This window comes from Pedobacter sp. 01T416_2, from assembly GCF_056398925.1.
On sequence record NZ_JBFTQI010000110.1, the window covers coordinates 1 to 10,736 of the forward strand.

6 protein-coding genes are annotated in these 10,736 nt (G+C 38.0%); 3 read left to right on the plus strand and 3 right to left on the minus strand.

Translation table 11 applies throughout. The annotated features are described in order from the left end of the window. Positions 1-614: 614 nt before the first annotated feature. The 3 genes from AC1DPQ_RS06950 to AC1DPQ_RS06960 form a co-directional block, all read right to left on the minus strand. Positions 615-1,616, minus strand: coding sequence for an NAD(P)H-dependent glycerol-3-phosphate dehydrogenase (locus AC1DPQ_RS06950; protein WP_477608531.1), 1,002 nt, complete (start codon positions 1,614-1,616; stop codon positions 615-617). Between the two features lie 174 nt (positions 1,617-1,790). Further along, the gene (locus tag AC1DPQ_RS06955) at positions 1,791-3,131 is read right to left on the minus strand and encodes an efflux RND transporter periplasmic adaptor subunit (protein ID WP_477608533.1); all 1,341 of its coding nucleotides are present in this window, start codon (positions 3,129-3,131) and stop codon (positions 1,791-1,793) included. 111 nt (positions 3,132-3,242) lie between these two features. Beyond that, positions 3,243-4,646 carry a TolC family protein gene (locus AC1DPQ_RS06960; RefSeq protein ID WP_477585165.1) on the minus strand — a complete coding sequence of 468 codons (1,404 nt, stop codon included), beginning with the start codon at positions 4,644-4,646 and terminating at the stop codon, positions 3,243-3,245. A gap of 20 nt (positions 4,647-4,666) precedes the next feature. On the opposite strand from AC1DPQ_RS06960, the gene AC1DPQ_RS06965 reads away from it, so the two are divergent. The 3 genes from AC1DPQ_RS06965 to AC1DPQ_RS06975 all read left to right on the plus strand — a co-directional run. Then, the gene (locus tag AC1DPQ_RS06965) at positions 4,667-5,284 is read left to right on the plus strand and encodes a polysaccharide deacetylase family protein (RefSeq protein WP_477608535.1); all 618 of its coding nucleotides are present in this window, start codon (positions 4,667-4,669) and stop codon (positions 5,282-5,284) included. 725 nt (positions 5,285-6,009) lie between these two features. Beyond that, complete coding sequence (locus AC1DPQ_RS06970) at positions 6,010-8,775, plus strand: bifunctional aconitate hydratase 2/2-methylisocitrate dehydratase (RefSeq protein WP_477608537.1); 2,766 nt, start codon at positions 6,010-6,012, stop codon at positions 8,773-8,775. Between the two features lie 194 nt (positions 8,776-8,969). Then, positions 8,970-10,736: aconitate hydratase (locus AC1DPQ_RS06975; protein WP_477608539.1), on the plus strand; the 1,767-nt coding region annotated here is incomplete at its 3' end.

Below are 10,736 nucleotides of genomic sequence, written 5' to 3' on the forward strand. Positions count from 1 at the left end.
AGAACGCCTACCTACCTCTTTCATAAGCATTCATTTTTTATTTCTTGCAAAGCCCTCGTTCAATAAACCTTATTGAAGCGGTTATCCTTTTTGCTGCACCGTCAAAAATGTTTTCACGAACCCTCACAAAAAGATAGAAGCGGAAAGAAGGACTGCCAGATCAGAAAAGCACCAACCTTGCTTTACAAAAGATTTAAATTGTTTTTTTGGAGCGCATGGGCACAGCAGCTATTAGAGTCTGTTCCCGTTCTTCGCTGTATCCTTTCGCTGCGCTACAGGGATGCCGCTTCGCCCGGGGCTAAACAGCAATCGGTTGCAAGGAAACATGAAGCTCGCTACAAATTTAAGTAGAGCGGTTGCCAGTCTGAGAAGAATAAATTAAAATAGATCCTTAGACTATATTGGCATTAATAGATTTCGATAGAAAAATCGTCATCTCGACCGAAGCACTGCGGAGTGGAGAGATCTTTAAACTATATTGTTGAAATCGAATTTAAAGATTTCTTCCCGAATCTTCGGGATCGAAATGACGATACTTCTAATTGACTCACCTCTTTAAATTCTCCTGTAATTTATATTGATTTTTACACCATAAATTATCCCTCAGGTTGACATTAATTTAATTTCTCTGCCAATAATTTCATTTCAATGTGCGGCGAACGGTTTTCATAAATAATACTGTGCACCGCCTTGCAAATTGGCATATCTACATTGTACGCCTGATTTTTAATATGCATACACTTAACCGCATAATAACCTTCAGCAACCATATTCATCTCCAATTGGGCAGATTTTACGGTGTAACCTTTGCCTACCATGTTACCAAACGTACGGTTGCGGCTGAACTGCGAATACGCTGTAACCAACAAATCGCCAAGATATGCCGACTCCATAATATCCCTATTGATGGGGTGAACGGCATCAACAAAACGTTTAATCTCGCGGATGGCATTGCTGATCAATACGGCCTGAAAGTTATCGCCATAACCTATGCCATGACAAATACCGCTGGCTACKGCATAAATATTTTTTAAAACCGCAGCATATTCCGTCCCGAAAATATCGTCTGATACGTTTGTTTTAATGTATCGGGTATTTAAAAATGAAGCAAATGTTGATGCCTTGTCTACATCGGTACAGGCTATGGTTAGGTATGATAATTTTTCTAAAGCTACTTCTTCGGCATGGCATGGTCCGCTAACCACTAAAATATCATCGTATGGGATATTATAATTTTCGTGCAAAAATTCGCCGATAATCAGATTATCTTCGGGTACTATGCCTTTTATGGCTGAAATGATTTTTTTGCCCTTTAAATCTTCGGCGGTAATGGAAGTTAAAGTGTCTTTTAAAAATGCTGCCGGAACGTTTAGAATTACAAATTCGGCAGATTTTATGATGGAATTGATATCTGAAGAGATATGGTCGTCCTGAGTAAGTTTAATCTCAACAGAACTGATATAATTAGGGTTGTGTTTAAATTTTTTAATGTGCGCTATGGCTGCCTCGTTGCGCATCCACCAAAAAATTTCCTTTTCAGATAAATTATCTGCAAGCATTTTAACAATGGCAGTAGCCCAGCTCCCGCCCCCAATCATTGCTATTTTAGGTACCATGTTTATAAAAAATGTTTAAGGTAAAAGGTGTAAAGGCCTTTTAAAGGCTTAAGGCAAAAGGTGTAAGGTGTAAGGCTAGGACCAATTGCCCCTCAACCTTAAACCTTACACCCTAAACCCTTAGGAATACACCTTAAACAACGCAAGTTACTATTTCTTGCTATTAATTATAAACTACTTCTTAGCGTCTTTGCTAAACAATTGGTCTTTAGATGTTTTTTCTACAATCATTCCGTCTTTTAATTTGTTTTGGATGGCAGAATAAGGACCAGTAACAATTTCTTGGCCAGTTTTAACACCAGATTTCACGATAATAAACTGGTCATTTTGGATTCCTGTGGTTACCTCTGTCTTTTTAACCTTTTTAGTTTTAGCATCGTAAGCATAAATATATTGCTTCACTTTTTTATCGGTTAATTTAGATTTCTGCTTATCGGTGTTTTCCTGATTGCCCTGGTTTTGACCAGCATCGCCAGATTTACCATTATCAGTAAATACAGCCTGAATTGGAATAGCTAAACCTGTTAACGATTCGCTTTCGATATCAACTGTGGCCGACATGCCTGGGCGGAAAATAGATTGTTGTTTACCCGCTAGTTCTTCAGTAATCCTGATTTTTACAGAGAAATTGGTTACCTGATCTACTGAAGTAGATACCGCAGTACCAACAGCTGTTGATGAACTTGCAATTTCGGTTACTACACCTCTAAATTTTTTATCGGAGAAAGCATCAACCTCAATCGAAGCTTTATCGCCAACTTTAACACGGGTAATATCGTTTTCGTTAACATCAACATTAACTTCCATTGATGATAGGTTAGAGATACGCATAATTTCTGTACCTGCCATTTGCGAAGTTCCTAAAATACGATCTCCCAATTCGATTGACAATTTTGAAACCACGCCATCAACCGGAGCATAAATTGTTGTTTTAGCTAAGTTTGCACCAGCTTCTTTAACATTTGCCCCTGTTTGCTCTAAAGTAAATTTAGCACCGGTTACATTTTCTTTTGCGCTGGCCAAATTGGCTTTTGCTGTTAAAAAAGCAGCCTTTGCCGCATCAAACTCTGAAGCCGATATTACTTTTTTCTTAAAAAGCTCTACATTACGTTTGTAAGTTGCGTCTGCATTTACAAAGTTAGCCTGGTTTTGTGCCAATTGTTGTTGCGCAGCTGCAACACTTGATTTTTGCGCATTAAAACTCGCTACGGTTCTCTCGTAGCCTGATTGCAAAACATCCGGACGTACTTTACAAAGCAATTGGCCTGCTTTAACAATATCCCCTTCTTTTACCTTTAATTCTACTACCTCTCCCGATACTTCAGAACTTAATTTAACCTCAGTTTCTGGTTGAATTTTACCACTAGCAGTAACTGTTTCAACAACAGTTTTATCTGATGCTTTTTCTGTAGTTACTTTTTCGGCTTTGTTCCCGCCTATAACTCCAGTTAGCTTTAGTATAACTAGAAGAGCTATGATAGCAACTACGGTAATAATAATGTGCTTCAGTTTCATAATTTATTGATTGTATTTCGTTTGTTGTATTATGTAATGTTTTAAAGTTAAAACGTTGTAATGTTATGGTATAAAACCAAAGCTTCCTTTTTTATTTTTTAGCTTTTAATCTTAAAATGTGATCTGTTTGCCTAAATAGTAATCAATTACTTTTGCCCTGAATAAAAGATCATATTTAGCCTGGATAAAATCTATTTCGGCTTTGTTTCTATTGGTTTGAGCAGTACTGTAATCCAGTGAGTTTACCAAACCTACATTGTAACGTTGATCAATTACATAAAAAGCATCTTTCTGGGCCTGAAAAGCATTTTGGGTAGAAGAGTATCTACTTTGTGCAGCACTAAGATCGGCAACTGCCTGATTGATTACTTTTACCAAATTATTTTTTGATAGCTGCTCATCTGTTTTACGCTGCATCCAGTTAATTTTCGCTTTTCTAACTGCCGATCTGGTCGTGAATCCGTTAAAAATCGGAACGGAAATTCCCATACTCACATACTGACCAAAGTTATCAGATAATTGATCGGTAAATTTCGATATCGGAAAACTCGAATTAAACTGATAGTAATAAGCCGATCCTAAACCAGCTCCTAAACTAATCTGAGGAAAGAATCCACCCTTAGCTACAGCAATACCTTTTTCGGCTGCTTTACTGTTTAATTCCGCTAATTTAATATCAGGGAATGTGGCTAAAGCCTGGTTATAGATATCAGTAGGTACATAAGTGGTTTGAATATTGCTCATCTCATTAACCAAAGGAGGCTGAACCTTAAAAGTCATTGGAGGTTGAATCTCCATCAATTGGCCTAAAGTTAAATAAGATATGGTTAGCTGGTTTTGAGCATTTGTTAAATTAAGCTCTGCCGTGGCTGCCTGCGATTTTGCCTGAGAAATATCGGCCAGGGTTTTATTTCCAACATCTAATAGTGCTTGTTCCCTTTTTAAAGTAGAATTGGCTACATCTAATTGTTGCTTTGTAGCCTTTACCTGATCTTCATTATTTAACACCTGAAGATAAGCCGTAACCACCTGAAGAATCAGATCGTTCTTTACCTTTTCTACATTGGTTTCGTTAGCGGCCAGTAAAATTTTGTTTTGTCTGATCTGGTTGAGTTTAGTACCACCTTCAAAAAGCGAAACATTCGTACTTACATTTGGACTTAAATTATAATTTTGAGTGTTTTCGAATAAACCTGAAACCTGTTGACTTCTACCCCATTGCATCGACTGGTTAATGGTACCATTTAAGGTAGGTAAGAGCGCATTTTTAGATTGACGAACAGTTTCTTCACTTAAAGAAGCACTAAAAGCGGCTTGTTTAATATTTAAATTGTTTTTTAATGTGTTTTCTACTGCCTGTTGAATACTGATAACTTCTTGAGCCTTAATTTTCTGACTAAAACTTAATGCTACTAATAACGCAGATCCGGTAACTAACTTATTCTTGGTAAACATCTTCATAATTTGTTTCAAATCTATATAAACAACTTTAATAATTTCAATCTGTACAGGCATTTAGTAACTTTACTGCTAAAATGTACCTGATCAAATCACCGCTTCTGCTAAAATGGTATTATCCATCACTATTATGGAATAAATCCCGCACCGAAAAAGTTATTTATTTGACCTTTGACGATGGACCTATACCCAATGTTACAGATTTTGTATTAAAAACTTTAAAAGTCTTTAATGCTAAAGCTACATTTTTTTGCATTGGCGATAATATTGTAAAACACCCCGAAGTTTTTGAACGTGTAAAAAACGACGGACATGCCATTGGCAACCATACTTTCAATCATTTAAAAGGCTGGAAAACCGATAATGAAACCTACCTTCAAAATACACTAAAATGCCAGGGACTTACACAAACAAATCTGTTCCGCCCACCATACGGGAGAATTAAGAAGTCTCAAATCTCAAATCTCAAATCTCAAATCCCAGGACTAAAAATCATAATGTGGGATGTACTCAGCGGCGATTTCGACACTAAGCTTTCGCCCGAAAAATGTTATCAAAACGTGATTAAACATACCGAAAATGGTTCTATAATTGTATTTCATGATAGTTTAAAAGCATTCGATCGTTTATCTTACGCACTTCCCAAAGTATTGGCTTATTTTAGTGAAAAAGGTTTTACATTTTCAACGCTTTAGCCTTAAGCTAATCTTATGCCAAGGCATCAAATACACACTAACAATCTGATTATAAATAAATTAATATATCAAAAAAACAAATAACTGTTCAAAATCGCACAAATCTGTCCGATAACGAACGGTTAACCCAGATTAAGATTCTATCGTTTATGACTACTTTTTACCTATTAACAGTCGCCCCGATTAACATTATTTGTAACGAACAGTTTTTGGCTTCTTTTCTTAATGCGATCGTCATCAGGCTGTATCATATTTGTAATTCCATTCGAATTTGTCACGTTGAGCTTGTCGAAACGCCTTTCGAGATTTAAACAAGTCCTTCGACAGGCTCAGGATGACAATTCTATTTACGAGGCAGCCTCAAATAGACCCTGAAATGAATTCAGGGTGACGATTATAATATAAGCCGGTAAGAATGGAGATTTTAACTTATACGAGGCACACATAAAACACTTACTAATTACATAAACCCAGCCATAACTTATGTGATTTTACGACCTTTAATCCCTCTCTTTTTTTGTTGTTTAGAATAATTCCAAATTACTTAATCGCCTGCCCAAATTACATTTAAGGGTTGTTTTTTGCTATTTTTGTTTTAACCAAAAAACTCGGCCTTATTGGCTCAGTAAACGCAAATTAATATACAAAAACAGTATTCTTTTTTGTAAAAAGCGGGTGTACATTCTGTTGCACAATCTTATAACAAAAAGAGTAAAATAGCTAAGATGAGTATTTATAACGATTATATCCAGGAGATTGAAGACAGAAAAGCTCAAGGTCTTCATCCCAAACCTATTGATGGAGCAGAATTATTGAGTGAAATCATCGATCAAATCAAAAATGTAAATAATTTTAACAGGGCAGATGCTGTTAATTTTTTCATATACAACACCTTGCCGGGTACTACCGGAGCTGCTGGTGTAAAAGCAGAATTTTTAAAAGAAATTATTTTAGGTGGAACTATCGTTGCAGAAATTACGCCTGATTTTGCTTTCGAATTGTTATCGCATATGAAGGGCGGATCTTCTATCAAAGTTTTGTTAGACATCGCTTTGGCAGATAATGGTGATAAAGCCCATAAAGCTGCAGATGTACTTAAAACACAGGTTTTCTTATACGATGCAGATACCGATCGTTTAAAAGAAGCTTACAACAATGGCAATGCCATCGCTAAAGAAATATTAGAAAGTTATGCCAGGGCTGAGTTCTTCACTAATCTTCCTGAAGTACCAGAAGAAATCAAAGTGGTAACTTTTATCGCTGGTATTGGCGATATTTCTACAGATTTATTGTCTCCAGGTAACCAGGCACACTCTCGTTCAGATCGCGAATTGCATGGCAAATGCATGATTACGCCAGAGGCTCAGGAGGAAATTAAAGCATTGCAAGCGCAACACCCTGATAAAAGTGTAATGCTGGTAGCTGAAAAAGGTACCATGGGTGTAGGTTCTTCACGTATGTCGGGGGTAAACAATGTTGCACTTTGGACGGGTAAAAAATCTAGCCCTTATATTCCATTTGTGAACATCGCCCCAATTGTAGGTGGCACCAATGGCATTTCTCCAATTTTCTTAACAACAGTTGATGTAACAGGCGGTATTGGTATCGACCTTAAAAACTGGGTAAAGAAAACGGATGAAAATGGCAATGTTATCCGTAACGAAAATGACGAGCCGGTTTTAGAGCAGGTTTATTCTATAGAAACGGGTACAGTACTTACCATTAATACAAAAACTAAAAAATTATACAATGGAGATCAAGAACTGATCGACATTTCAAAAGCGTTGACACCGCAAAAAATGGAATTTATCAAAGCTGGTAGTTCTTATGCTATCGTTTTTGGAAAAAAAATCCAAACTTTTGCAGCCAAAACTTTAGCTATCGAACCTTCGCTAGTATTCGCTCCTGCTAAAGAGGTATCTATTGAAGGCCAAGGTTTAACGGCTGTAGAAAAAATCTTCAATAGAAATGCGGTTGGTTTAACACAGGGCAAGGTTTTACATGCTGGTTCTGACGTTCGTGTAGAAGTAAACATTGTAGGTTCTCAAGACACAACAGGTTTGATGACCGCTCAGGAATTAGAAGCGATGGCTGCTACAGTTATTTCTCCGATTGTTGATGGCGCTTATCAATCTGGCTGTCATACCGCATCTGTTTGGGACAAAAAAGCACAGGCAAACATCCCTAAATTGATGAAGTTCATGAATGACTTCGGCGTAATTACTGCCCGCGACCCTAAAGGCGAATATCATTCAATGACAGATGTTATTCACAAGGTACTGAACGACATTACTATTGATGAGTGGGCAATTATCATCGGTGGTGATTCGCACACGCGTATGTCTAAAGGTGTAGCTTTCGGTGCAGATTCTGGTACAGTGGCATTGGCACTGGCAACTGGTGAGGCTTCTATGCCAATTCCTGAGTCGGTAAAAGTAACATTCAAAGGTCAAATGAAAGAACACATGGATTTCCGTGATGTAGTTCATGCAACACAATTGCAAATGTTGCAACAGTTTGATGGCGAAAATGTATTCCAGGGCCGTATTATCGAGGTACACATTGGTACTTTATTGGCTGATCAGGCTTTTACCTTTACAGACTGGACAGCTGAGATGAAAGCAAAAGCATCTATTTGTATTTCGCAAGACGATACATTAATCCAATCGTTAGAAATTGCTAAAAACCGCATTCAAATCATGATAGACAAGGGTATGGACAACCATAACCAGGTTTTACAAGGATTGATCAATAAAGCAAACAAACGTATTGAAGAAATTAAAACCGGTATTAAGCCAGCTTTAATGCCAGATGATAATGCCAAATACTATGCAGAAGTAGTTATTGACCTGGATATCATCAACGAGCCAATGATTGCCGATCCGGATGTGAACAATGCAGATGTTTCTAAACGTTATACGCATGATACCATCAGAGACTTAACCTTTTATGGTGGCGATAAAAAAGTAGACCTTGGTTTCGTAGGTTCTTGTATGGTACATAAAGACGACTTGAAAATCGTTTCTCAGATGTTGAAAAACGTAGAGACACTTACTGGTAAAGTAGAGTTCAAAGCTCCCTTGGTAGTTGCGGCCCCTACTTACAATATCATCGATGAGTTGAAAGCAGAAGGCGATTGGGAGTACTTACAAAAATACTCAGGATTTGAGTTCAGCGATGCTTTACCTAAGGCTGCAGCGCGTACCGAATATGAGAACATCATGTACTTGGAACGTCCGGGCTGTAACCTATGCATGGGAAACCAGGAGAAAGCGGCCAAAGGCGATACTGTAATGGCTACGTCAACCCGTTTATTCCAGGGCCGCGTGGTGGAAGATAAAGATGGTAAAAAAGGAGAGTCTTTATTGGCATCAACACCGGTAGTGGTTCTTTCTGCTATTTTAGGTCGTATTCCAAGCATTGAGGAATATAAAGTAGCGGTAGAAGGCATCAACTTAACCAAGTTCACACCTATTTCTACAAAACAATAAGAAACAAATAAACATATTTTTTGTTAATAAAGCACAAAGGCTGTCCCATAATAGGATAGCCTTTTTATTTACACTAACAATTGAATAGAATGGTTTTAAATAACATAATTTGACAAATCTTAAAAATAAGTATATTAAAAATTGTTTAATTTAGTTAGTGTTGTTATTGACAATAATTTTAAAAAAAATAAAGTATGGCTTTTGATATAGACATGATTAAAAAGGTTTATGCAAGCTTTGGCAGCCGCGTTGAGGCTGCGCGTAAAGTGGTTGGCAGACCTTTAACATTATCTGAAAAAATATTGTATACACACCTTTGGGATGGAGATCCTAAAACGGCGTTTAAACGTGGCTCTGACTACGTAGATTTTGCACCAGATCGGGTTGCGATGCAGGATGCAACAGCTCAAATGGCATTATTGCAATTTATGCAAGCTGGTCGTCCACAAGTGGCTGTACCTTCTACAGTTCATTGCGATCACTTAATTACGGCTAAAGAAGGTGCTGCAATAGATTTACCTCATGCTAAAACCGAAAGTGCCGAAGTTTTTGATTTCTTATCTTCTGTATCGAACAAATACGGTATCGGTTTCTGGAAACCAGGTGCTGGTATTATTCACCAGGTGGTTTTAGAAAATTATGCTTTTCCAGGTGGAATGATGATCGGAACCGACTCGCATACCGTAAATGCGGGTGGCTTGGGTATGGTTGCCATTGGAGTTGGTGGTGCTGATGCCTGCGATGTAATGGCGGGTTTACCTTGGGAGCTTAAATTCCCTAAGTTAATCGGCGTAAAGTTAACAGGAAAATTAAACGGGTGGACTGCTGCTAAAGATGTAATTCTTAAAGTTGCGGGTATCCTTACCGTAAAAGGTGGTACAGGAGCAATTGTAGAATATTTTGGCGATGGCGCCACCTCAATGAGCTGTACAGGTAAAGGCACCATTTGTAACATGGGCGCCGAGATTGGTGCAACCACTTCTACTTTTGGTTATGACGAAAGTATGGAACGTTATTTACGCGCTACGGGTAGAAATGAAGTTGCTGATGAAGCAAATAAAATAAAGGAATATTTAACAGGTGATGCTGAAGTTTATGCTGATCCGGAAAACTATTTCGATCAGGTCATTGAAATCGATCTGGATACTTTAGAGCCATACCTAAATGGCCCTTTTACACCAGATTTAGCTACTCCGGTTTCGCAGATGAAAGTTGAGGCAGAGAAAAATGGCTGGCCTTTAAAAGTAGAATGGGGATTGATCGGTTCTTGTACCAACTCTTCTTACGAGGATTTATCAAGAGCAGCCTCTATCGCAAACCAGGCTATTGCAAAAGGTTTGGTAACCAAATCGGCATTCGGTATCAACCCTGGATCTGAGCAGGTACGTTATACTGCAGACCGTGATGGTTTCCTAAAAACTTTCGAAGATTTAGACGCAACAATTTTTACCAATGCCTGCGGACCATGTATTGGGATGTGGGATCGTACCGGGGCAGAAAAAGCAGAAAAAAATACGATCGTACACTCGTTTAACAGAAACTTTGCTAAACGTGCAGATGGGAACCCTAATACTTTCGCTTTCGTGGCTTCACCAGAAATGGTTGCTGCAATTGCAATTTCAGGTAATTTAGGCTTTAATCCATTAACCGATACTTTAACAAACGATAAAGGCGAACAGGTTAAATTAGATCCACCTACCGGTTTTGAACTGCCAACAAAAGGTTTCGCTGTAGAAGATGCAGGTTATCAGGCACCAGCAGCTGATGGTTCATCCGTTCAGGTTTTGGTTTCTCCAACTTCGCACCGTTTACAATTGTTAGATCCATTTACCCCTTGGGAAGGTACCGACTTAAAAGGTTTAAAACTTTTAATCAAAGCCAAAGGTAAATGTACAACAGATCATATCTCAATGGCTGGTCCATGGTTAAAATTCCGTGGTCACTTAGATAACATTTCTAAC